22 protein-coding genes are annotated in these 21,592 nt (G+C 40.1%); 1 reads left to right on the top strand and 21 read right to left on the bottom strand.

Annotation, left to right across the window (positions count from 1 at the left end):
- Window positions 1–78: 78 nt before the first annotated feature.
- The 12 genes from QME58_06835 to QME58_06890 all read right to left on the bottom strand — a co-directional run bounded on the left by QME58_06835 (window position 79) and on the right by QME58_06890 (window position 13,140).
- Complete coding sequence (locus tag QME58_06835; protein ID MDI6803546.1) at window positions 79–441, bottom strand: four helix bundle protein; 363 nt, start codon at window positions 439–441, stop codon at window positions 79–81.
- Window positions 442–559: 118 nt separating this feature from the next.
- Window positions 560–1,768, bottom strand: coding sequence for a YgeY family selenium metabolism-linked hydrolase (locus tag QME58_06840; GenBank protein MDI6803547.1), 1,209 nt, complete (start codon window positions 1,766–1,768; stop codon window positions 560–562).
- Window positions 1,769–1,792: 24 nt separating this feature from the next.
- Window positions 1,793–2,032, bottom strand: coding sequence for a DUF5615 family PIN-like protein (locus tag QME58_06845; protein MDI6803548.1), 240 nt, complete (start codon window positions 2,030–2,032; stop codon window positions 1,793–1,795).
- Window positions 2,029–2,247 carry a DUF433 domain-containing protein gene (locus QME58_06850; GenBank protein MDI6803549.1) on the bottom strand — a complete coding sequence of 73 codons (219 nt, stop codon included), beginning with the start codon at window positions 2,245–2,247 and terminating at the stop codon, window positions 2,029–2,031. The genes QME58_06845 and QME58_06850 overlap by 4 nt, the downstream gene beginning before the upstream one ends.
- 68 nt (window positions 2,248–2,315) lie before the next feature.
- Window positions 2,316–3,773 (bottom strand): pyridoxal-phosphate dependent enzyme, encoded by a 1,458-nt coding sequence (locus QME58_06855; GenBank protein MDI6803550.1) that lies wholly within the window; start codon window positions 3,771–3,773, stop codon window positions 2,316–2,318.
- Complete coding sequence (locus QME58_06860) at window positions 3,774–4,931, bottom strand: PDDEXK nuclease domain-containing protein (GenBank protein MDI6803551.1); 1,158 nt, start codon at window positions 4,929–4,931, stop codon at window positions 3,774–3,776.
- Window positions 4,932–4,949: 18 nt separating this feature from the next.
- Window positions 4,950–5,357 carry an ORF6N domain-containing protein gene (locus tag QME58_06865; protein ID MDI6803552.1) on the bottom strand — a complete coding sequence of 136 codons (408 nt, stop codon included), beginning with the start codon at window positions 5,355–5,357 and terminating at the stop codon, window positions 4,950–4,952.
- Between the two features lie 139 nt (window positions 5,358–5,496).
- The gene (ssnA, locus tag QME58_06870) at window positions 5,497–6,822 is read right to left on the bottom strand and encodes a putative aminohydrolase SsnA (protein MDI6803553.1); all 1,326 of its coding nucleotides are present in this window, start codon (window positions 6,820–6,822) and stop codon (window positions 5,497–5,499) included.
- Between the two features lies 1 nt (window position 6,823).
- Window positions 6,824–9,343, bottom strand: a complete 2,520-nt coding sequence (locus QME58_06875) for an FAD-dependent oxidoreductase (GenBank protein MDI6803554.1) — start codon at window positions 9,341–9,343, stop codon at window positions 6,824–6,826.
- 86 nt (window positions 9,344–9,429) lie between these two features.
- Window positions 9,430–9,885: a (2Fe-2S)-binding protein gene (locus QME58_06880; GenBank protein MDI6803555.1), complete on the bottom strand. Its 456-nt coding sequence runs from the start codon at window positions 9,883–9,885 to the stop codon at window positions 9,430–9,432.
- Window positions 9,886–9,907: 22 nt separating this feature from the next.
- Window positions 9,908–10,774, bottom strand: a complete 867-nt coding sequence (locus QME58_06885; GenBank protein MDI6803556.1) for an FAD binding domain-containing protein — start codon at window positions 10,772–10,774, stop codon at window positions 9,908–9,910.
- Window positions 10,771–13,140, bottom strand: a complete 2,370-nt coding sequence (locus tag QME58_06890; protein ID MDI6803557.1) for a xanthine dehydrogenase family protein molybdopterin-binding subunit — start codon at window positions 13,138–13,140, stop codon at window positions 10,771–10,773. The genes QME58_06885 and QME58_06890 overlap by 4 nt, the downstream gene beginning before the upstream one ends.
- Before the next feature lie 128 nt (window positions 13,141–13,268).
- Here QME58_06890 and QME58_06895 point away from each other — a divergent pair, with 128 nt between their 5' ends.
- Window positions 13,269–13,790 (top strand): hypothetical protein, encoded by a 522-nt coding sequence (locus QME58_06895; GenBank protein MDI6803558.1) that lies wholly within the window; start codon window positions 13,269–13,271, stop codon window positions 13,788–13,790.
- 12 nt (window positions 13,791–13,802) lie between these two features.
- Here QME58_06895 and ssnA (QME58_06900) read toward each other — a convergent pair whose 3' ends face one another.
- The 9 genes from ssnA (QME58_06900) to QME58_06940 all read right to left on the bottom strand — a co-directional run.
- Window positions 13,803–15,104, bottom strand: coding sequence for a putative aminohydrolase SsnA (gene ssnA / locus QME58_06900; protein ID MDI6803559.1), 1,302 nt, complete (start codon window positions 15,102–15,104; stop codon window positions 13,803–13,805).
- A gap of 12 nt (window positions 15,105–15,116) precedes the next feature.
- A complete protein-coding gene (thrC, locus tag QME58_06905; GenBank protein ID MDI6803560.1) occupies window positions 15,117–16,373 on the bottom strand; it encodes a threonine synthase in 1,257 nt (418 codons plus the stop codon).
- A gap of 34 nt (window positions 16,374–16,407) precedes the next feature.
- Window positions 16,408–16,989 carry a hypothetical protein gene (locus QME58_06910; GenBank protein ID MDI6803561.1) on the bottom strand — a complete coding sequence of 194 codons (582 nt, stop codon included), beginning with the start codon at window positions 16,987–16,989 and terminating at the stop codon, window positions 16,408–16,410.
- A complete protein-coding gene (locus tag QME58_06915; GenBank protein ID MDI6803562.1) occupies window positions 16,986–17,243 on the bottom strand; it encodes a hypothetical protein in 258 nt (85 codons plus the stop codon). Before QME58_06915 ends, QME58_06910 begins: the two co-directional genes overlap by 4 nt.
- 1 nt (window position 17,244) lies before the next feature.
- Window positions 17,245–19,587 carry a xanthine dehydrogenase molybdopterin binding subunit gene (gene xdhB / locus QME58_06920; GenBank protein MDI6803563.1) on the bottom strand — a complete coding sequence of 781 codons (2,343 nt, stop codon included), beginning with the start codon at window positions 19,585–19,587 and terminating at the stop codon, window positions 17,245–17,247.
- Window positions 19,584–19,787 (bottom strand): type II toxin-antitoxin system HicB family antitoxin, encoded by a 204-nt coding sequence (locus tag QME58_06925; protein MDI6803564.1) that lies wholly within the window; start codon window positions 19,785–19,787, stop codon window positions 19,584–19,586. Before QME58_06925 ends, xdhB begins: the two co-directional genes overlap by 4 nt.
- Before the next feature lie 4 nt (window positions 19,788–19,791).
- On the bottom strand, window positions 19,792–20,214 hold the full coding sequence (locus QME58_06930; GenBank protein MDI6803565.1) for a PIN domain-containing protein: 423 nt from the start codon (window positions 20,212–20,214) through the stop codon (window positions 19,792–19,794).
- Complete coding sequence (locus QME58_06935) at window positions 20,211–20,438, bottom strand: hypothetical protein (protein ID MDI6803566.1); 228 nt, start codon at window positions 20,436–20,438, stop codon at window positions 20,211–20,213. Before QME58_06935 ends, QME58_06930 begins: the two co-directional genes overlap by 4 nt.
- 12 nt (window positions 20,439–20,450) lie before the next feature.
- The coding region (locus QME58_06940; GenBank protein MDI6803567.1) for an FAD binding domain-containing protein at window positions 20,451–21,592 on the bottom strand (1,142 nt) is incomplete at its 5' end.

Here is a 21,592-nt window from a genome sequence, read left to right on the forward strand (position 1 = left end):
TTATTTATTTCAAGAATTCTAATCGTTAATTGTTAATCGCTAATTGGCAATTGAAAATTGACTATTAGCCATTGACCATTAAATATTTTTTTTACCTTTTGCAGTTGTAATACTCGAATTAATTATTTTTGAAAGCTGAATACATTCTTCCGCGATTGGACCAATAATCTCGTTTGAGATTATTTTGCTTCTTTTTATTATCTCAAGCGAAATTTGAGTTTCATTCAGCTCTATCAAAACAATTCCCAACTTATGTAAAAAATCTCTTTTGCTCTCAGCACCTCTAGCCTCACCATAATTGTGAGCAGGTGAGGTTCCACATCGTAGAAGTTGATTTGAAAGATGCCTACCCGTATAGTTGTCAGGCAATTTTTCACAGAGCTTTATAATACTAACAGAAAAGTTGATGAATCTCTCTTGTATATCGTCTCCTTTTGCCATATTATCGCTAATTTTTTTCGAAATTGTTGATTGTTGATATCCAATTGTCAATTGATAATTGACTATTAACCATTGACCGTTATTTTTTGAACATATTCTAATTGTTAATAGCTAATGGCTAATTGTCAATTTGAAGATACTCAAATGGAAAAGCCGCATACCATGCCGCTGCTTTTACTAAATGTTCTACGGGAATTTGTTCGGTTGCCATGTGTGCATGGATTTCATTTCCGGGTCCGAAGCCGACACATGGAATGGCGTGCATTCCCATAATTGCAACACCGTTCGTGCTGAACACCCATCTGTTCACAACCGGTTGTTCGTTAAATAATTTTTCATACGTACTAACTCCCGCCTTTAACACTTGATGGTCTTCAGGCAAAAGCCACGTTGGATAATATTTTTTTGTCGGATATGTTAAGCCCTTCCAACTTGGAACGGCATAATCGAGCACAACAACTTCGGCATTTACTTTTTTAACACTTTCTAAATCTTGAATTTCTTTTACTGCAGATTCCCATGTTTCCGTGGCGGCAAGGCGTCTATCAAGATGAATTGTGGCAGAGTCGGCAACAGCGCAAAGCGAGGGGGTTGTCGAACGAATTTCTGAAATCGTTACTGTTCCTTTTCCAAGGAACGGTTCACCGGTAAGCCGTTCATTTAACTTTTCAATGTCTAATACGATGGGCGCAATTTTGTAAACCGCATTATCGCCACGCTCGGGTGCAGAGCCATGACAAGAAATTCCTTTAACGCGAACTTCTATTTCCATCCTTCCTCGCTGACCACGAAAAACACCAAGATTTGTCGGCTCTGCAATAACAACAACTTCTGGTTTTAATTTTAATTCGTTGATAATATATTGCCAGCACAAACCGTCGCAGTCTTCTTCCTGAACACTGCCTACAATATAAAGTGTAAAGTCATCTTGCAATTGTAAATCTTTAATAATTTTTCCCCCGTAAACGAGGGATGCCATAGCACCTTTCATGTCGCAAGCGCCTCGGCCATAAATAATACCGTCTTTCATCGCGCCAACGAACGGATCGACAGTCCAATTTTCAGGGTTGCCAACATCTACGGTATCGATGTGTGCATCCATTGCGATGATATGTTTACCGTTTCCGATTCGTCCGAGAATATTGCCCATCCCATCGATTACAATTTCGTCGTAACCGATTTTTTCCATTTCTTGCTTAATGCGTTCAACAACTTTTCCTTCCTGACTGCTTACAGATTTGATTGCGATAATGTCGCGAAGGAATTGTGCAACTTCTTTTTCATTTTTCTTTGCTGTTTCAAGAATTTTTTCATATGGAATATTCATAATGTGTTTTTGCCTGTTATTTATTTAACGAATTTTAACTTCTTTTTGGGATAGTGTTACTAATTTACCTGTGTAATTTTCGAATGGATAATTTGAGATAAATTTTTCAATTAGTAAACTGGACTCTTCTTTTACAAGAGACCACACTTCTTCATCGCTCATCCCCCGATCTGCGATTTCTGCAATAGCTGTAACTGTAAACCCTCTTCCTCTTAATAAAGATGCTAATCCTAAACTTACATTTTCATCGATAACAATTTTCATTCAGCGGGAACTGTCTTTTCCGTTGCTAGAAACGCAGCGAATTCCAATACCGCTAATATATCTTCTTTATTCAATCGTGGGAAATTTTTTAAGATATTTTCATAAGTTTCACCAGCAGCCAAATGCGAAAGAATTACCGACACAGGGATCCTTGTATCAGAAATACACGGCTCACCACTACAAATATCCGGGTTTGATGTGATTCTATTATTCATTGCTTTATCTCATCTTATTACAATTTGATATAATATAAAAAAGATTTAATAATCTCACAAAAAAAAAGTTAAACAGCTTCAACCATACGGTTAAACTCATTTATCAATTGATCAAAATACTCAACTTCATCCTCGAACAAACTACGCCAGTATTCAGGATTCCATTGTTCATTAATCTCTTCATAAGTTTTGCCCTGTTGTTCAACCCAAGTGTAATACTTGAGATTATGGATAGATTTTCGGTCATAGTATGTAAGCTCTTTGAAAAAGTCTGTGGATTGATGGAGTATTGGAGCATTGTGTCCTTTTGCGGCTTCAATGAAAGAATATTTTCCGTGTTCTTTTTCCAATTCAATCACGCGAGATGCATACATATCCGCCGAGTCTGTGAACATTGTGAAGATAACATCATCCTCAGTCATCTCGAAATATTTTGCAGTCTTTATCGCTGCAAGCATATTGGCGATACCTGAAATACCGAGCAATGAGAGTTCTTTGTACTTTGTACTTTGTACTCCAATACTTTCCAAATATTTCTTTCCTTCATCTTCATTGAATAATCTAAGAACTCGCATGCAATCCTCATCATCGATTGCCGCAACCGCATCGGTATTTCGGACGTTGTGAACCCACGGAACATGCTTATCTCCAATACCTTCTATGCGATGACCGCCGAAGCCGTTCATAAAAAGTGTCGGACACTGGAGCGCCTCTGTGGCAACAATTTTTAAGTGAGGGTATTTTGATTTGAGATAATCTCCGGCGGCAATTGTACCGGCAGAACCTGTGGCAGAGATGAATGCAGCCGCCCGACCATTTTTCATCTTGAGTGATTGAAATACTTCTTCAACAGCAGGACCTGTTACGTTATAATGCCAGATTGGATTTCCGAATTCTTCAAATTGATTGAAAATAATATTAAGAGGATCCTTTTTGAGTTCCCAGCATTTATCATAAATTTCTTTCACGTTTGACTCGCAGCCGTGTGTTGCAATTACTTCTGCGCCGATTTCTTTCAGCCAATCAAAACGTTCTTTGGACATTTCTTCGGGAAGAATTGCAACAGCAGTACAGCCGAGTAAAGCAGAATTGAATGCACCACCACGACAGTAATTACCCGTGGAGGGCCAAACGGCTTTATGTTTTTCAGGGTTGAATTCTCCGCTTACGAGTCGTGGTACAAGGCAACCAAATGCCGCACCGACTTTATGCGCACCTGTTGGGAAATATTTGCCTACTAGTCCGATAATCCTTGCTTTGACTCCTGTGATTTCTTTCGGAATTTCAAGATAATTTACACCGCCAAACAATCCGGTTTTAACATCGTTCTTCCAAGTAATTCGGAAGAGATTGAGCGGATTAACATCCCACAAACCAACTTTCGGAAGTCTTGATTTTAATTTATCCGGAATCGTTTCAGGGTTTCTCATTTGTTTAAAAGTTGGGACAACAATTCCTTTTTCCCGGCAACGATTTGCAGTCTTTTTTACTACTTCAGAATTTATTTGTTTGATTATTTTTGACATTTATTTATCCTGTTTTCTTTTAGTGTCTTTCTTTTTCTCTGGAGATGTTTTAGTTAGTTCATTTTTAAGTGCTTCGATTGTTGGGAGACTTCCTTTTAGGTTTTTCGGCAATAACTTTGTCAATCGGTATGCCGCTACACCAATTGGCTTACTCGTATTTCGCAGTGCATATTCAACAATCATTTTGTTTTTCGATTTGCACAGAATTATCCCGATGCTTGGTTGATCATTCGATTGGTAAAGTATATCATCGACAGCCGAAAGATAGAAGTTCATCTTCCCGGCAAACTCCGGCTGGAACTCTGAAACCTTTAGATCGATAACAATATAACAATGTAGTCGAGTATGGTAGAAAAGCAAATCAAGATAGTAATCTTGTCCACCGACTTCCAAGTGGTACTGCTGACCGACATATGCAAATCCAACACCTAGTTCCAGTAAAAACTCTTTAAGATGCTCAACGAGAGATCTTTCAAGATCGCGCTCGTTCGCTTTCGTTCCGATATTGAGAAAATCAAACGAGTACGGATCCTTTAATAATTGCTGAGCAAGATCGGACTGTGGGGATGGCAATGACTTTGGGAAATTTGAAATTGCTTTTCCTTGTCGTTTGTAAAGACCACTTTCAATTTGGTGAAATAGAACATTACGACTCCAGCCATTTTGAATCGTTTGTTCAGCGTACCAGAGACGTTCATTTGTATTTTTCAATTTTTCAAGCAAAGTCACGTTGTGACCCCAGGGTATTTCTGCCACAGCTTGAGGCAGATTAGCGGTAGTCAATTCTCGCACAGGTTGTGCGAGAATTTGAGATTGCTCAGAATAGGATACATATAGTGCCCTCATTCGCCAAATATTGCCAGAGGAGAATCCATGCATATCCGGAAATTCGCGCTGAAGGTCAACCGCAAGTCGTTCAACTATAGACTTACCCCAACCTTCACGTTCCTGGCGTTCCACAATCATTTTACCGATGTACCAGTAAAGTTCAATAAGCTCTCGGTTGACCGAAAGTGAAGCACGTACTCTTGCTTGAGCAATGCACTCCTTGATATTTGATAAAAATCTGGGATAACCTGATGGAATATTCTTCAATTGTGCATGAGCTGCTTGCACAATTGGACTTTTCCTCAGTACGGATTTTTTCTTAGAAGCCATAATTTAATATTTTAGAATTTACTTTCCATTCTTATCTTCCTGTGTTATAAAGCCAATCGGTCTGCGTTTTGGCTCCGGCAAAGGTAACGGCATCAATTTTTTTATTTCTTTTAATATGTGGATAATCGCTTTTTCATGAACATCCAATCTGCTCGTAAGTTTCTTTTCTAATTCTGCTAACTTCTCTGTAATCGCCTTATTTGCGGTGAATACTTCCCTCATTTTTACGAAAGCACGAACTACGAACACACTCATTTGTACCGCTCTCGGACTGTTAAGAACATTTGCCGCCATTATAGCACCGTGTTCAGTAAAAGCAAATGGCAATACCCGGCGACCACCGCGACCTTTCTTTGACCTCGCAAATTGCGATGTCAAAGTTTTATATTCTTCATCAACAGGAATATTATTGCTTTTCTTAATCATAAATCTCTACATCTGATGCGGTCGCAATTTGCTGCCACATGGTCGATATTCACTATTGATCCTATCACAATTTGTGATCGCATGTTCATCTCGTGACTTTCATTTCAGCACATCGATCCGCCGTAACAACATCCTTTACCTACATTCTATCCCATAGTTTTTGAGCACATTCTCTGGATCGAGCATTTATTCTTTCTTCATCTATATCTATTTTTAATTGCCGGTTCTCCATAAGCACTTTTCCACCGGCTATGGTTGTGTCGACTGTAGATTGTGAAATGCCGAAAGCGAGATGACCCAGAAATGTCGTTTCGTCAAATATCGTTGGAGGATAGTAATCTATAAGAACGACATCAGCAGCATAGCCTTCCTTCAACTCACCAACAAAAGGTTTCCAGTAGCGGTTGGCTATGCGTGCATTGTTAACAAGAAGTGTAGATAAAGCTTCCGTAAATCCAACGCTTGGGTTCTTCTGCGCTAAATGTTGCACCCAAAGAGCTGAGCGAACTTCTTCAAGCATATTGACCGTCATGGCATCAGTTCCAAGTCCGACCATAATACCTTTTTCATTCATCTTAATAATATCAGCAACACCAACCGCATTGTTCATGTTTGATTGAGGATTATGAGCAACTGCGGTACCCGTTTCAGCTAATATCTCCATCTCTTTTTCGTTTACATGAACACAATGAGCAGCAATAGTCTTTGATCCCAGAATTCCGAACTTTTTAAACCTCTCAACAACACGCATCTTGTACTGAGATTCGGAGTGTATCTGGTCTGAGTTCGCTTCTGCTGTGTGGACATGAAAACCAACGCCCAAATCTTTTCCGAGAGATGCGGCTTTTTCAAGTGTCGCGTCTCCGACAGTAAATGATGCATGAAGTCCGAACAAAGCTTTAAACTGATTTTGTTTATCATTATTACAGCGAGATATGAAGTCAGTGTTTTCCTTAACTCCCTCATCGACAATTTTTTGTCCATCGCGATCCGACACTTCGTAACACAAAGATGCGCGGAGTCCGACTTCTTTTACTGCATCAGCAATTCTTCCTAATGATCCGAGTACCGCAAATGGACTTGCATGGTGATCGATTAATGTTGTAGTACCGTGCCTGACTGCATCGATCGCCGGTATCAATGTGCTGTAATAGCAATCATCTAAAATTAATTGCTTATCAAGACGCCACCAAAGATTGTGCAGAACTTCATTGAAGTCCTTCGATGGAGCTGCTTTACCGTAGCCACGTACCATAGTAGAGTAAAAGTGCATGTGGGAATTTATAAATCCCGGCATTACAACCTTACCAGCCGCATCGATGACTTTATCATAAGTACCGGTAAAAGATTTTACAGGAGCGATTGATTTAATTAATCCATCCTCACATAGTACGGCATGATCGTAAAGTACCCGGTTTTTTTCGCCGAGTGTAATTATTATTCCATTTTTAATTAGTAGTGTCATATTAAGCCTCGTTTAGTATTTGAAGTTCATGCTTCGTCCGTTTACGCATATACAACGCACCCGAGAAACACTTTTGAGCGCAGATCGAGCAGCCGATACAATGTTCAGGATCGGTTACAGGTATTTTCTTTGAATCGAGTTCGATTGCAAAGTAAGGACATCGCGTACAATTGCCGCAGTGTTGACATAACTCAGCATTGACTGCAGAGATTTTTTTCACCTGAGTTAATTCCATAAAACCGGTAATTGGATCCGGAAGTGCATATCCGATAAGTTCATTAACTGAACTGATACCTCTTTCCTGCATAAGATAACTTAAACCTGAATGAAGCTCATCAATTATACCGTATCCGTATTTCATTACGATAGTACAAAATTGTACAGTTCTTGCACCGAGCGCTAAAAAATTAGCAGCCGATTTGTAGTCCATCGGACCACCATTCCCGGAAACTGTTACACCCAATTTTGAAACGTTCGAGAGTGTCAGATTTGAGATTGGAATAACACCTTCCCCACTCATTCCTACAACAACTCCTTCTTCCCATGATTTTTTATCACCTTGTCTGAATGCAAGCGTCGGGAAAGTATTCGCAAGCGTAACACCGGCTTTTTTATTAGGATATTTAGAAAAAACTTCTTTGATGGCAGTAATTATTGGATAAATCGCCGTAACTGCTGCCGTTAATTTGAATAGCTTCGGAACACCGGCATCGCCGACTTCCATTATCCAATCTATTATCTTTGCAGTCAATTCAGCATCCTGAGAAACGATGTCGCCCTTTGTTCCATCTCCGCCTTGCGGACAAGAAAGACTATACTCGATTCCCATAGCGCCCGCTGCCTCTAACTTTTTAGTGTTAGATTGCCAGACTGCTTTATCAAGTTCATCATTCCCGGTTACCGGACCGCCCGTTGAAGCAATTGTTAATCTGTCAGGGAATTCCTTTACCAACTTCTTTACTTCGCGACAAACGCGTTCAAGTTGATGTCCCGAAACATTGTCGCAATTAGCATAAGTCGATTTCGAGAAAGCGAACATGTACTCCGAAGGGATGTGAATAGGAATGTTATCGAATGCGGTTTTCATCACGCCGCCAGCCCAACCCGCTTCGTAAGCTTTTTTCATTTGCTCGTAACCGTCGGATGGCGGAGCGGCAGAAAGTAAGAATGGCGATAATATCTTGCGCCCAAAGAACTCTGCATCGATCGGAACCGGCAGCATAACCCGCCCCGACATAATTACACGACTCTTTGTTTTTCCATCGAATTTAGTAATATCCGGTTTATAGCGCCTTCCGGAAATATACGCATCAATTTCCAGGGCGGAATTTTTTCCCGCTGCTACTGCTTCAACGACTGTAGTCGGACCGGTTACCATGTCGCCTGTGTAAAACACTCGAGCATCATTTGTTTTTATATCAGACGAACGAGCACCGGTTGCAATAATTACGTAATCTACGTTCGGAAGGACTTGTTCTGTTCCCTTCAAATCAATTATGTTTTTCGGATGGAACTTCTTGCCGCGCGGCAACACAACTTTAATAGTTTTTAATCCGACAATGAATTTACCTTTTTTCAGAATTTCTGAAACTCGTACTCTTCCTGATATGGCAATACCCAACTCCTGTGTTGCTTGTCTTTCTTTCGCAGTCAGCGGCATCTCCGACCAGGTTTCGAGAGCAAACATCTCGACGTTTGATGCGCCGTGTGCGAGAGCTTCCTCAGCACAATCAAGCGCAACCGCACCACCTCCAATAATTGCAACTCGCTTTCCCTTTACTGAATATCGTTTAGCGTTACTGAGATATTTCATCCAGTCGATCGCTGATTCGCTGCCAATCATGGGAGGAATGAATACTTCATCTAATCCCGTGGCATTGAGAACGGCATCATATCCTTTCATACCCGCGGGTAATTTTTTCATATCCTTGAAAGAAATTTTTCCTAAAGTTAAAAAGAAATCTAAGTCGGTCTTCAAAACATTTGGTGATAGTCGTGAGTCCGGAATCAAGTTACACATTCCCCCCAAAGTATTTGACTTATCAAAAATATCGATAGTATAACCCTTTTGAGCAACGACGGCTGCCGCTCCGATTCCTGCCGGACCCCCACCTATTATTGCAACTTTCTTACCAATAAGTTCTGCGTTAGCTGACGGAACAAACTTCGGCATTACATCCAGTTGTTTTGCTTTTTCAATAATAGTTGCCTGCACAGCCGGAATATTTACCGCAGAATCAAAAGTTCTGTGAACGCACGCCTTCATGCAATGTGTATCAGGACAAACTGCACCGCACACTCCGCCAAGAGGATTGCTTCCCATGATGAGTGCGGCAGATCGTCGGTAATCAGCACGACTGCCGACTTTCACAGCCATAATAAAATCAGCCGGGGAACAATCCACCGGGCATGCTTCCTTACAGGGTTTTTCTTCACAATATTCACATTTCTCAATCTCTGCACGAAGCTTTGCATCGGTAAGAAATTCTGTTACAAATTTAGATTTTTTATCTTTTCTCATGATTATTCCTTTTGATTGATTACTAATATTGAAACCTCCGTGTGAGAGAGGAATCACAACGTGTTTATCAGTTCTTCCTATTTTTTTTAAACTTCTTTAATCGCATCGACAATTTGAACATAACCTGTGCAGCGACATAGATTACCCGATATCGCCGTTCGTATTTCTTCTTCAGTCGGATTCGGATTTTCATCAACTAATTGTTTTGCACTCATTATCATCCCCGGGGTGCAGTATCCGCAATGAACGGCATCGTGCTTCATGAATGATTTTTGTAGTGGGTGAAGTTCGCCTTTCTCAGCTAATCCTTCGATCGTCAAGACTTCTTTTCCTTCGATTTGAGGAGCAAGCACAAGACAGGAATTCACTGCCTCACCGTTGATGAGAACGGTACAAGCGCCGCACTCGCCAACTTCACATCCACGTTTAGTGCCTGTTAAACCAAATTCATCTCGGAGCAAGTCAAGCAGAGTTTGATTAGGATTGATTTCGAGTTTGCGAGGTTTGTTATTTATAGTTGTGGTTATTTGAATTTTTTTCATTTATTAACGATTGTAATAATTTTTAATAATTGTAATTGCTTGCTTTTTCCAACGCCCTTCTCACTAAAGCCCCAATCACTGGTTCTTTATACTCGGTCGACCAACGACGTCCGGTAAAAGAGATCATTACCTCAGAAACTTTTTTTCCGGCAGCTTCAAACAATTTCGTGGAAGGTTTTTCACCTATTAGAATTTGTTCAGCTTCAGTAACTCGTTGCCAAACGGGTAAGGCCGCACCGGGAACAATCCTCGCTTCGATAATCTTACCAGCGTCATTATAGAGGAGAATTGTTGCAACACTTAATCTTGAAATCGAAAGCGCATTGCGCCTGCCAAGTTTGATGAATGAACTTTTTGCATATCTCGGAAGTTTTTGAAATTTAATCTCCGTTAAAATTTCGTCAGGATTTGCTTGTGTTTTGTATGGCTTGATAAAAAAATCAACAATCGGCATCGTTCGGGCTGCAGCAACTGATTGAAGTGTAACGTCAGCGCCGAGCGCAACTAAAGCCGGAACCGTATCGGCACAAGTAGCAGCATTCATTACATTTCCGCCAACAGTTCCGCGGTTTCGGATTTGGGGTGCCCCGATTACAGAAGCCGCCTCGCCTAATAGTCCAGCATACTTTTTAATTATATTGGATTTTTGAATTTCGGTGTGAGTTGCAAGTGGTTTCAAAATTATCGAACCGTTCGATTCGGAAATTCCTCTCAACTCATCGATAGATGTTATATCGATAATTGTTTGTGGAGTTTTTGCATTCGGACGGCGAAGTTCAATCAATACATCAGTGCCACCGGCTATTATTCGCGCTTCGCTTTGAAGTACTTTCAGTACTTCGGTTGCTTCATTAATTGTTTTTGCAGATATGTATTCAAATGGTTTCATTTCTCAATCGTTCGGGTTTTACAGGAATCAAGAATTAGAGTTTCTTCCTTTTCTTTTTGAACGGATCCGCGTTCACCTGTGCGGGTTAATTTATGACCAAGAAGAACTCTCTCAAGATTTGCGGGTATTTCATAAATTCTTTTTCCGGTAGCATTGTAAATTGCATTTACAAGTGCAGGAGCTGCCAATTCAGTTGCTGGTTCGCCAATCGATTTTGCACCGAAGGGACCTGCAGCGTCTTCATTTTCTACAATAATCGCTTTAATTGGAGGGACATCCATCGCCGTTGCAATCAGATATTCATCAAAATTTAATTGTTTAGGAATTCCATTCTCGAATTCAAATTCTTCAAGCATTCCGTAACCCAGCCCCATTGCAACACCGCCGTAAATTTGTCCGAGAACAGTATTCCGATTTATTGCTTTTCCAACATCGTGTGCCGATACAAAATCGATAACATTTACTTTGCCGGTTTCAGTATCCACTTCAATCTCGGCGATGTTTGTTCCGTAAACGAATGTATAGTACGCATCACCCTGCCCGTGCTCTTCGTCCCAACTCGTGTGCGGTGATTTGTGCCAGCCGAGTCCATACATCGGTTTGCCTTTGTTAAAACACTCATCCGCTAATTCTGAAAATGAAGCGAGCTTCTGATCATTCAACACATCAACGAGATAATTATTTTTAATATCGAGATTTTGCAGCGCGACTCCTGTCATTTCGGAGGCAACGCTCAATAAAGTTGATTTTACTATCTCTGCCGCTTTCTTCGCCGCACTCCCCGACATGATAGTTCCGCGCGAAGCAACCGTCGGACCTGAATCAGGAACACGACTTGTATTCGTATTGAGAAATTGGATTCGCTCCATCGAGATCCCGAGTACCTCGGCGGTAATCTGAGACATCTGAGTTTGCGCACCTTGTCCCATATCTGTAATTCCGGATGATACTATTACACTGCCATCAGTTTGAACAGACACGATTGTTCCGACTGCGTCGGTACCTTCGGCGCCCAACGAAACTCCGCGGTAACTACTCGCCAAGCCGATACCTTTTTTAATCGGTGTGTTTTGTGCAGAACGATACTTTTCCCACTTCTCTTCAAAGTTAATTGCTTCAGCAGCTTTCCTGAGAACTTCTTTATAACTTACATTGTGATCTAATTTTTGTCCTGTAGCAGTTACTGCACCACGCTCGTATCCATTTTGAAGTCGGATTTCAATCGGATTCTTACCTACTTTCTCTGCCAACTCATCCATCATCGATTCGATTGCAAAATTCACTTGCGGTGAACCAAATCCGCGCATCGCACCAGTGTAGTTGTTGTTCGTGTAAACAGCGTAAACATCTGTCTTCACATTTTCACAATAATATGGACCTGTTGCCTGAACAACCGATCGCCATGTAACAAATGGACTCATCGATGCATAAGCGCCGCCGTCTGCGATGCACTTTATTTCCATTGCCGTTATCGAGCCGTCGTTCTTTACACCCCATTTATAGTAGAGAACGTACGGATGCCGTTTGTAACTTTCCAACATCGACTCTTCGCGAGTGTTCACCATCTTAACCGGTTTACCTGTTTTCAAACACAAAAGAGCAGCGCGGCAGCACATCGATGTCATTACTTCATCCTTACCACCGAATGACCCGCCAAGTGTAGCTTGAATAATTTGAACTTTATTCAAATCTAAGTTTAACGCTGCGGCGACTGAGCGGCGACTTGAAAAAAGATTTTGAACCGAACCGGTTATTTTTACTCCACCGTGTTCTGCAAGTTCTGCAAGAACTGCTTCCGGCTCAATGTATGAATGTTCGATGAATTGAGTTTTGAATTTCTTTTCTAAAATAAAATCTGCTTCGGCAAAACCTTTCTCGATATCACCCTTACGAACTTTGTGGTGAACAAATGTATTATCGTCTCCGTGAATTTTGACTGCATCGGTTTTAATTGATTCTTCGGGGTCTGCGATTATAGGAAGAGGTTCATATTCGACATCAATTAAAGCTATTGCCTGTTCGGCAATTTCATTTGTCTTGGCAGCAACCAGCGCGATGCCATCGCCTAAATATCGAACCTTATCGATGGCAAGAATCGCTTGATTTTTGACTACAATGCCAAAAACTTTATTGCCGGGGATGTCGTTTGCAGTAAGAATTGCTTCAACACCTTCCAACTGTTCGGCTTTGGATGTATCAATACTAAGAATTTTTGCGTGGGGATATTTGGATCGCAGCACCTTTCCATATAACTGATGGAGAACATTATAATCCTCTGCAAATTTGGCGGTTCCGGTAACTTTTCCAATGGAATCGACCCGCCTTTGGGGGCTTCCGATTATTTTATTTTGATTTTGACTATCCATTTCGGGTTAAATATAAAAAAATTTGAGAGAAATTCATAACATTTTGAAGACTATATTATGTTTTTTTGATATTGCTTTAAATAATACATATATTCAAAATAGAAATTAACTTTCAAGATAGGTTTTATATGAAAACAACAGGTATATTTTTGAGATTGTTACTTATTTTACTTTTCATTTTAATAAGCTCTAACTTAATTCTCGCACAAACCAAAAAAGAGAAAATATTAGAGAGAAGAGTTGATAGTCTAGCCAATGTTATAAAAAATTTGAATAATCGAATTATCATACTTGAAGGGCGGACTGCTGATATAGAAAAAGGGAGATATGTAATTTCAGCCGAACGGCTATATCAAGAATCAATAATTGCCAGTAAGAACATGATTATTTCAGAGATTATGCATTTATCCGCTTCTGCTTATCAATTTAGAATACGTCCCAAATCAATGGGTGGCGGCGGAGGTAGTTTTGAGGGATTTCAAATCTCATCTAATATGAATACTACCGAAAATGCTTTCTATACGTCAGAAGTATTTTCTGAAAAAATTATTTTTACAGGAACCTCAAAATTAAATTATGGAACTATAAAGTTTAAATTAGATGAGAAAGGAAAAACTGAACAGTTGGAATGCACTGGCGAATTTAAGTAACAATTTCGAAAATTAATCATTCATCCTTTTCCAAAACTTCTGTGTAACCTTTTGTGCTTCTCTCATCACAACTTCCTCATCGACTCCAAAAAATTGCCGGTTCCACATCACCCATTTGCCGTTTATCATTACACTCTCGACAATTGATGAGTTCATACCGAAAATAAAATGCCCGATTAAATTTTCTTTAGATAATGGCGTAGGAGATTTGTAATCGAGTATAACTAAATCGGCTTGACTGCCTTTTGAAATCACCCCAAACTTTTCTCCGAAAAACTCAGAGACAATCATCTGTCCGGTTTGAAGCATTTCAGCAATTCTTGTGAATCTTGTTTGATGAACTGATTCCTGATTTCTAAAAAAACCTATCTTTGCTTCCTCGAACATATCGGCAGGAAAACCGTCAGTTCCGAGAGCGGTTCGTTCACCGAATAAATTCAGCGGCGCATAACCAACTCGGTTATTCATATTCGATCTTGGATTATGAATTAACCACGTCTTATATTTGCTGACTTTAGAAATCTCTTTCGCGGTAAGGTGAACACCATGAGCGATAATTGAACTATTTGTAAGTAAGCCGTGATTTTCCAATCGGTCAATGATGTTAACTTTGTAATTTTCTTCTGCATCAAACACATCTGCCTTAGCTTCAGCAACGTGGATATGTATTCCGCTTTTATGCTTTTTAACCAACTCACCCAGTTTTTTCATGGAATCTTCGCTCAAAGTAAAAGATGCGTGCGCGCCAATCATTCCCCTAAAATTCGGATTGTTCTGATTCTTTAAAAGAAATCTTTCGTTCTCCTGCAACCCTTTATCTCTTTTTTTCATTCCGCCGCGGTCGGTGGTTTCGTAACAAAGGATTCCACGCATACCTATGTCGCTCATCGCCTTTTGAATTACATCTAGTGATCCTGAAATAAAATTTGGCGCTGCGTGGTGGTCGATTAAAGTTGTGGTACCATATTTAACAGCTTCAATTGCGCCAACGAGTGCGCTGTAGTAAACCGATTCTTCATCTAATGCCTCATCAAGTTTCCACCATACTTTATCCAGGATTTCAACGAAGTTTGCAGGAGGCTTTTTGGTACCCGACATTCCTCGCGCAAGCGCAGAATAGAGATGAGTGTGCGAGTTCACGAGTCCGGGCATAATGAATTTACCGGAACAATCGACTACTTCCTCGCCCGCTTTTTGCTTTAAAGATTTCCCTGTTTCAATAATTTTTCCATCTGAAATTCGAACATCATTTTGTTTAAATTCAGAGGGGAATAAATTTAGAATAGTACCGTTTTTAAGTAAGTATTGAGACATTGTTTTAATATATCATTTTAATTTCTTTTCCAAATCAATCAGGTTTGGTTCAATATCGATAACCTCACCTGTTGCCTTTTTTGCTGACTGAATATCTTTCAATCCATTTCCGGTAATTACAACTAACGCTGATTCGTTCGCCTTCACAATACTTTTTTGAAGAGCTTTGTGCAAACCTGCTGAACCCGTTACTCCAGCCGGCTCACCAAACACTCCACCGAGTCGGGCTGTAACCCGCATTGCTTCTAAAATTTCTTCGTCGCTCACTGTTATCATCTCACCGTGCGACAATCTAACTTGCTGAATCGCCCTTCTCCAGTTACGTGGTGTTCCAACTGCGATACTATCAGCTATTGTGTTCGTAACGGATGGGATCAAATCCTTTCCCGAATTAAAAGCATTATAAATTGGTTTGGCGCCTTCTGCCTGAACGCCCAACAATCTCGGAACACGATCAATAAATCTAAGTTTTTTCATTTCCTGCAAACCCTTGCCGATGCCGCCTATTGTGCAGCCATCGCCAACAGAGACAACAACCCAGTCGGGCATATTTTTGCGAAGTTGTTCAGCGATTTCAAGTCCGGCGGTCTTTTTACCTTCAACTAAGTATGGATTAATTCCGCTGCTTCGGTTGTACCAACCAAACTTCTTACACGCTTCTCCACATAAATCAAATGCTTGCTCGTAAGTTCCGTTAACCCGTAAAACAGTCGCACCAAAAATTAGTAACTGGGTTAACTTTGGCTCGGGCGCACGCTTTGGAACAAATATAAAGCTTTTCAAACCAACCGCCGCTGAAAATCCTGCAAGCGATGATGCGGCATTTCCAGTGGAGGCGCAAGCGATTTCACCGAAACCAAACTCGATTGCTTTCATCACACCAACAGAGCTTGCCCTATCCTTAAATGAATTAGTTGGATTTCGACCGTCATCCTTAAGATAAAGTTTTGAGATACCAATATACTTTGCGAGTCTTGGGACATCGTAAACCGGAGTCCAGCCGATGTGAAGATGAGGGAATGGAATACTAGGGGAAACCGGGAGAAGTTCTTTGTAACGCCAGTGGTCGAAGGGACGATTTCGAATTTCGAATTCCGAATTTCGAATTTTGCCATAGTCGTATTGCACATCAAGTATTCCTTGAATTCCGCAATCAGTACAGGTAAAGCGATTATCAGCGGGATATTCTTTGCCGCATTTAAGACATTTGAGTGAAGTAACAAAGTTGGTTAACATATTTTGTAATCTTTCTGATGTTTCTGCCAGCATTTATTTCGCCCTACTGATGATAAAATGTATTTATTCATAATATTTCTTTTTCAGACTGAATTTTTTCGGCTTGGTTGAGAAGATTTTCTATGGCTCCTTGTATATTTAATTCAACTGCCCATATCCGTAAATATTCTTTATCTAACTCTTTCCATTGCACAACTGCAACACCTAGTGCATCTTGAAATTGTTTTTCCGATAAAGTTTCTTTTGCCCATTCAAGCTTACTGAGAATTGCATCTTCAGGCGACACAATAAACACATTTATATCACCAAACTGGTGTAACTTCCGGCGTTTAAATTCTTGAATACTAAAAGGGCGCATTTTTAAAATTATAAAATCTGCCTTCCATCCTGTTTTATTATCAATTACGTTGAACATCGTATGGCGATCAAAAGCATCATAGGCTGCTGACTCACTTACATAATAGTCGTTACCAAAAGAATTAATTAATTTGTGCAATTGTTCCTGAGTTAATGTAATGACCACATCAACATCATTTGTTGCTCGCGGCTCTCCGTGGAAACTAGAGCCGATAGAGCCGGTGAACATATAAGGTATTTCTATCTTCTCCAATATCTCTACAACCCTTGTAATAAATTCTTTATGACTCATTTTTCTTCATTACTTTTTGTTTTATTTATTTCATTAAATAATTTTTCACCCAAAATAAGACGAACTAATTCGAGCCGAATTTTACTATCATCATATTCTGGATGGCGAGAACGGATTCCATATTCTGTAATTGCCCGCAAATTATCGCTTAATTCAAATGTCATCTCTGCACGTTTCGCAATTCCAATCCTCCGTAAAATTTGAAATTGAATCCGCTTGGCTTCTAAAGAAGTATCTTTGTAAAATGATTCCAAATTAAATAATTCGTCCTTTCATATTTTTTTCAATCCTTGTCCGTTTCAACTTTTCAATCGCCATCAGAATTACTTCATTAGTCGCAGGCAGAGAAAACTCCGGCTCCATCTCGTGATTCGCAACCGAAGAAATCGCATCTTTAATCGCAAGCCAAACAGAAAGCGAAAGCATAAACGGCGGCTCACCAACCGCTTTGCTCCGCCGTATTGTGCCGATAGGATTTGGCACATTTTCCAAAAGTCCAACACGAAAATCTTTAGGAATATCCTGAACAGTTGGAATCTTGTATGTATCCGGCGAGTGAGTCATCAGATTCCCTTTACTGTCCCATTTAATTTCTTCCGTTGTGCACCAGCCAACGCCTTGGATGAAACCGCCTTCAACCTGTCCTATATCAATTCCGGGATTTATCGAATCGCCTACATCTTGGACAATATCTGTTCTTAAAAGCGTGTGCTGACCGGTTAAAATATCTACTATAACTTCCGATACTCCCATCCCGAAAGAATAGTAAAAGAAAGGCTTGCCTTGCCCTCTGATTTTATCCCAGCCGATATCGGGAGTTTTGTAAAAACCTGTTGAACTTAAACTCACTTGCCTCAAGTTCATTTGTCTCATTGCATCGACAAACGAAATTCGACGATCGGAATTGTCGGAGTCGATAATGAAATCATCTCTAAAGATGACGGATGATTGGATTGATGGATTAATGGATTGTTGTTCATTAAATAATTTTACAACTTCTTCCGAAATTCTATTTTTTATTTTATCGATTGCATTTTTAACTGCCATACCATTCATATCGGAACCTGAAGATGCAGCCGTAGCTGAAGTGTTAGGAATTTTGGAAGTATTGGTCGCATTTACTTTTACTTTTTCAGTACTCACTCCAAACTCAGCTGCGGCAATTTGCTGGATTTTTGTATTAAGTCCTTGTCCCATCTCAGTGCCGCCATGATTGACGAGAATTGTTCCGTCAGTGTAAACATTCACTTGCGCCCCGGCTTGATTGAGAAATGTGGTCGTGAAAGAAATACCGAACTTCACAGGCGTAAGAGCTAACCCCTTTTTACAAAACTCATTCTTCGAATTAAAATCGTCAATTTCTTTCCGTCGTTTTTCGTACTCAGAGGATTTGATCAACTTGTCATATATCAGATAGAGTCGATTGTTTTCGACTGTTTGTCCGTAGTGTGTAACGTTGCGTGTTTCAATTCCATAAAAATTCTTATATCGAATTTCTGTTGGGTCTTTATGTAGATATTTTGCGACACGGTCTATTACGGTTTCCATTGCAGCCATTCCTTGTGGTCCGCCAAATCCCCGAAATGCAGTATTGGATGGAAGATTCGTTTTCCAAACGAGCGCAGTAACTGACATATTTGGAATGTAGTAAGAATTATCGGCGTGAAGCATTGTTCGTTCCATAATCGCGAATGATAAATCCGTTGCCGCTCCACCATCGCTATTAAACTCGAGTTTCAATGCTGTAATTTCACCTTCATCATCAAACCCGACTTCATATTTCGTAATATAACGATGCCGCTTACCCGTCATTATCATATCGTCATCACGGAACAATCTGATTTTTACAGGACGTTTAGCAGCGTTGCACAATAGCGCCGACCAACACGCAACGTGATTACCTTGAGTTTCCTTACCACCAAAGCCGCCGCCCATACGTCTGACTTCTACTACGACTTCATTTCGATTGATACGGAGAACTTCGGCAACCAGTGTTTGAGTTTCTGACGGATGCTGAGTTGAACTGAAAACGTTGATTTCATTCCCTTCGCCAGGAATACTGAGACATGCCTGAGTTTCAAGATACCAATGTTCCTGCGCACCCGTTCGAAGTTCACCGCGAATAATATGCTTCGCCAATTTAAAAGCCGAGTCGGCATCACCCCTTTCCATTTTACGTGGTGGACCTAACAAATTATTTTTTTCTATTGCTGTCTCGATATCCAAAATAGCATCGAGAGGTTCGTACTCTACTTTTATTAATTTTTCAGCTTGGCGGCATTGTTCTTCAGTTTCTGCGGCAACGAGGAACACCGCCTGACCGACACAAGTTACTTCGTTTTCTGCGAGCACCGGTTCATCTTTTATGACCGGTCCCATCTGATTGTGTCCGGGAATATCTTTATACGATAAAACTGCATGGACACCATGAACTTTCTTGGCTTCAGTCAAATCAAACGACTTGATTTTTGCATGAGCATAAGGACTGTAAACTACTTTGCCGATGAGAAGTTGCTCGTTCACGAGTATGTCGTCTATATACACGGCTTCACCGGTAACATGACCAAAAGCGGAATCGTGGGGAATAGAATCTTTCATAAATAAACCTCAGAAGGAATAGGTAAACCTTGCTCTCGCAACAGATTTACACGTTCTATCATACCAAATCTTGCTTTATATAAACAATCTTCGATTGAATGACCGATTCCGGTAAATCCTTCTAACTCCGGTGAATAAAAACCGAAATAGTCAGGTTCTTCAGTCGCTTCAATAATTAATGAATAATTTAATTGTAACATGATCTTAACTTTTTAATTTGGTTTTTAAAAGATTCTCAAACCTCATTTGTTCAAAATGCTTATCGCAAGAAAAAACCCTTTTGATAGAACGATTCTGCATAACAACGAACGAAGTACAATCAACAAAAGAAAAATCTTTGTCGGAGTATTTTTTAAACAAATACCATGCTTTCGCCTCAATATCTGTATCGATATAAATAATCTCGATATTCTTAGAAGAAAAAAGCATTTCTCCAAATGCAACAGCATTCTTATGGTGTGTGTCAAACAATAAGTGTGTTATAGTCTCGGCGATTACATAATTCGTTGTTATAAACTTGAATGGGAACAGTAAAGATAATATTTTATCGGCTTGTGCGTGAAAACTATCATCTTCATTACCAAGTGCCACAAAACCGCTCGTATCTGCAAAGATTTCTTCGATCATCGTTTCTTTCCATATAAGGATTTATTATGGTTTTGAGAAGCATTTTTTACACCTTTACCGGAACCTTTAATTGGTTTCCATTGAAACAGAGAATCGGTTTCTCGCAAGGCGAACCATTCGAGAATTTCTCGCACGTAATCATCGAGCTGTTTCGCATTCCTTTTCGCAGCGAGTTTAAGTATACGTGCAGAATTATTATTTATTTTAATAGTTAATTGTTCCATAAAATCTACCTTCTATTTAATAGTTGTTTCCTGCCAGAATTTTATCAACAAATTTCTCGCAGCCACTCTTCTAAACTCCGCACTTCCTCGCACATCTGAAATCGGCGTAAAATCTTTATCAATTAATTGCATTGCTTCTTCGATGGTGTCTCTTTCCCAGAATTTTCCGATGAGAAAATTTTCAGTCGCGCTTGCACGTTTCGTGGTTACTGCCATTCCACCGTAAGCTAATGTAATTGACTTTACAACGCCTTTATCTAAATCCAAACTAAACCCGGCGCTTAATGTGGAAATATCTAAATCCTTCCGTTTGGAAACTTTATACGATTTTACAATTGCACCAATTTTTAGTTTTGGAATTATTACTGAGGTGATTAATTCATCCGGCTGGCGGAGAGTTTTCCGGTAACCTATAAAATAATCGTTTAGCGAAACTTCGCGTTTACTGTTTATACTCTGTAATTCAAGTTTAGCATTATAAGCCATCAATATCGGAAGTGCATCTCCTATTGGCGAAGCAGTCCCAAGATTTCCACCAAGCGTTGCAACATTACGAATCTGATTTGAAGCAAAAACATTTAACATTTGATGCAATGCCGGGAAATTTTTCTCCACACTTTTCCGGACATCGTTCAGTACAACACCGGCACCGATAGCAAGTTCCGATTTCGTTTCTTTGACAACTTTCAATTCTTCTATACCGGATATATCAATGAGGTCTGTAAGAAGTTCATGCCCCTTTGTAACTCTGAGGGCAACGTCTGTGGCACCACTTAAAACAATCGCATCTGGATATTTTTGCTTTAGCAATAACGCTTCTTCCAAATTTGCTGGACGGAAATATTGTTGATTATTAGATTTAATATGAATTGATTCACTCGGGATCGACTTTAGCATTTCAATAATTCGAAGTTCATCAGAGGTGAAGTGATCAACTCCGTTGTGTGTGCAGGCATGCGATGCTGCATCGACAATTGGTCGGTAACCTGTGCAGCGACACAGATTGCCTGTGATGGCATCATCAATTTGAGCACGTGATGGATTTGGATGTTCTTTGTACAACCCGAACATCGCCATTACTATACCGGGTGTGCAAAATCCGCATTGACTTCCGTATTCCTCTACCATAGTTTGCTGAACAGGATGAAGTTTGC

The organism is Bacteroidota bacterium (genome assembly GCA_030017895.1).
In the GTDB taxonomy this organism is placed as follows: Bacteria; Bacteroidota; Ignavibacteria; order UBA10030; family BY39; genus JASEGV01.

What these genes read in the sequence shown, in the direction of transcription:
- QME58_06835 (MDI6803546.1), bottom strand. Translation starts at nt 441, where the DNA reads ATGGCAAAAGGAGACGATATACAAGAGAGATTCATCAACTTTTCTGTT.
- QME58_06840 (MDI6803547.1), bottom strand. Translation starts at nt 1,768, where the DNA reads ATGAATATTCCATATGAAAAAATTCTTGAAACAGCAAAGAAAAATGAA.
- QME58_06845 (MDI6803548.1), bottom strand. Translation starts at nt 2,032, where the DNA reads ATGAAAATTGTTATCGATGAAAATGTAAGTTTAGGATTAGCATCTTTA.
- QME58_06850 (MDI6803549.1), bottom strand. Translation starts at nt 2,247, where the DNA reads ATGAATAATAGAATCACATCAAACCCGGATATTTGTAGTGGTGAGCCG.
- QME58_06855 (MDI6803550.1), bottom strand. Translation starts at nt 3,773, where the DNA reads ATGTCAAAAATAATCAAACAAATAAATTCTGAAGTAGTAAAAAAGACT.
- QME58_06860 (MDI6803551.1), bottom strand. Translation starts at nt 4,931, where the DNA reads ATGGCTTCTAAGAAAAAATCCGTACTGAGGAAAAGTCCAATTGTGCAA.
- QME58_06865 (MDI6803552.1), bottom strand. Translation starts at nt 5,357, where the DNA reads ATGATTAAGAAAAGCAATAATATTCCTGTTGATGAAGAATATAAAACT.
- ssnA (MDI6803553.1), bottom strand. Translation starts at nt 6,822, where the DNA reads ATGACACTACTAATTAAAAATGGAATAATAATTACACTCGGCGAAAAA.
- QME58_06875 (MDI6803554.1), bottom strand. Translation starts at nt 9,343, where the DNA reads ATGAGAAAAGATAAAAAATCTAAATTTGTAACAGAATTTCTTACCGAT.
- QME58_06880 (MDI6803555.1), bottom strand. Translation starts at nt 9,885, where the DNA reads ATGAAAAAAATTCAAATAACCACAACTATAAATAACAAACCTCGCAAA.
- QME58_06885 (MDI6803556.1), bottom strand. Translation starts at nt 10,774, where the DNA reads ATGAAACCATTTGAATACATATCTGCAAAAACAATTAATGAAGCAACC.
- QME58_06890 (MDI6803557.1), bottom strand. Translation starts at nt 13,140, where the DNA reads ATGGATAGTCAAAATCAAAATAAAATAATCGGAAGCCCCCAAAGGCGG.
- QME58_06895 (MDI6803558.1), top strand. Translation starts at nt 13,269, where the DNA reads ATGAAAACAACAGGTATATTTTTGAGATTGTTACTTATTTTACTTTTC.
- ssnA (MDI6803559.1), bottom strand. Translation starts at nt 15,104, where the DNA reads ATGTCTCAATACTTACTTAAAAACGGTACTATTCTAAATTTATTCCCC.
- thrC (MDI6803560.1), bottom strand. Translation starts at nt 16,373, where the DNA reads ATGCTGGCAGAAACATCAGAAAGATTACAAAATATGTTAACCAACTTT.
- QME58_06910 (MDI6803561.1), bottom strand. Translation starts at nt 16,989, where the DNA reads ATGAGTCATAAAGAATTTATTACAAGGGTTGTAGAGATATTGGAGAAG.
- xdhB (MDI6803563.1), bottom strand. Translation starts at nt 19,587, where the DNA reads ATGAAAGATTCTATTCCCCACGATTCCGCTTTTGGTCATGTTACCGGT.
- QME58_06925 (MDI6803564.1), bottom strand. Translation starts at nt 19,787, where the DNA reads ATGTTACAATTAAATTATTCATTAATTATTGAAGCGACTGAAGAACCT.
- QME58_06930 (MDI6803565.1), bottom strand. Translation starts at nt 20,214, where the DNA reads ATGATCGAAGAAATCTTTGCAGATACGAGCGGTTTTGTGGCACTTGGT.
- QME58_06935 (MDI6803566.1), bottom strand. Translation starts at nt 20,438, where the DNA reads ATGGAACAATTAACTATTAAAATAAATAATAATTCTGCACGTATACTT.